Consider the following 1,119-nt stretch of genomic DNA (forward strand, 5'->3'; position numbering starts at 1 on the left):
CCCCGGGTGCCCTGGGTATCGAGCTGCGCCGGGTGCTGCGCAACCGCCGCACCCTCGCCTTCACGCTGATCATGCCGGGCGTCTTCTTCCTCATCTTCGGTCTGCCGCAGGGCGGGCAGTCGTTGGACAACGGCCGCCCGGTGACGGCGTACGTCATGATCAGCCTGGCCGTGTACGCGGCCATGGTGGCGACCACCAGCGTCGGTGGTGCGGTGGCCACCGAACGGGCGCTGGGCTGGAGCCGATAGTTGCGGCTCACCCCGCTGCGCCCGGCGGCGTACGTGGCGACCAAGCTGATCACCGCGATGAGCCTGGGCCTGCTCGCGGTCGTCATCGAGTTCCTGGTGGGCGCCGTGGCCGGCGTTCGCGTCCCGGCGTACGTCTGGCTGCTGTCCGGGCTCGCCGCCTGGGTCGGCTCGCTGGTCTTCGCCGCGTTCGGTCTGTTCATCGGGTACCTGGCGCCGGCCGAGAACGTCATGCAGATCATCGGTCCGGTGCTGGCGGTGCTGGCCATGTTCGGCGGGCTGTTCGTCCCGGTCGAGGTGCTGCCGGACGTGCTCCAGCAGGTCGCGACGTTCACCCCGGTGTACGGCATGGGTGTGCTGGCTCGCGCCCCCCTCACCGGCGACGGGGTGAGCATGGCGGCGGTGGTCAACCTCGTCGTCTGGGCACTGGTCTTCGGCGTCGGCGCGGCCCGGCTGTTCCGCCGGGACACCGCGCGGGTCTGAACGGCCGGGCGGTTAGCGTGATCCCGATGGACCTCTCGACGGGGCAGCCCTGGCAGGTGAGCCGCCACTGGCGGTACACCGGCTGGCTGCTGGCCGCCGTCTGGCTGTTCTTCCTCAACGTGCCGCTCGCCACCGCGCTGCACCAGCCGGAGCTGTGGCGGCGGATCGTCGGTGTGTCGACCCTGGTCGTCTTCAGCGTCGGTTACGTGCTGCTGTTCCAGTGGGCCCGCAAGCTGCGCCAGTCCCTGCGGCCGATCCCGGTGGGCCGGGCGCGGGCCGGGCTGGCGTTGCTGCTCGCTGTGGGTCTGGCCAGCCTCCCGGGCGCCGGCGGGGACTGGCTGGCCACTCTGGTCTACGTGGCCGCGGCGGCGGTCTTCCTGCTGCCGCAGTG

The 1,119-nt window shown here is 71.8% G+C and carries 2 protein-coding genes and 1 pseudogene; all 3 read left to right on the top strand.

Going from position 1 to position 1,119, the window contains the following annotated elements; genetic code table 11:
* Positions 1–248, top strand: a pseudogene (locus ABZ449_RS42245) (ABC transporter permease); the annotation flags it as partial.
* Positions 249–728 carry an ABC transporter permease gene (locus ABZ449_RS42250; protein ID WP_360357514.1) on the top strand — a complete coding sequence of 160 codons (480 nt, stop codon included), beginning with the start codon at positions 249–251 and terminating at the stop codon, positions 726–728. It abuts the pseudogene before it with no gap.
* Between the two features lie 26 nt (positions 729–754).
* A partial coding sequence (locus ABZ449_RS42255; RefSeq protein ID WP_360357516.1) for a hypothetical protein occupies positions 755–1,119 on the top strand: 365 nt, incomplete at its 3' end.

The organism is Kitasatospora sp. NPDC005856 (assembly GCF_040629945.1).
Lineage (GTDB): Bacteria > Actinomycetota > Actinomycetes > Streptomycetales > Streptomycetaceae > Kitasatospora.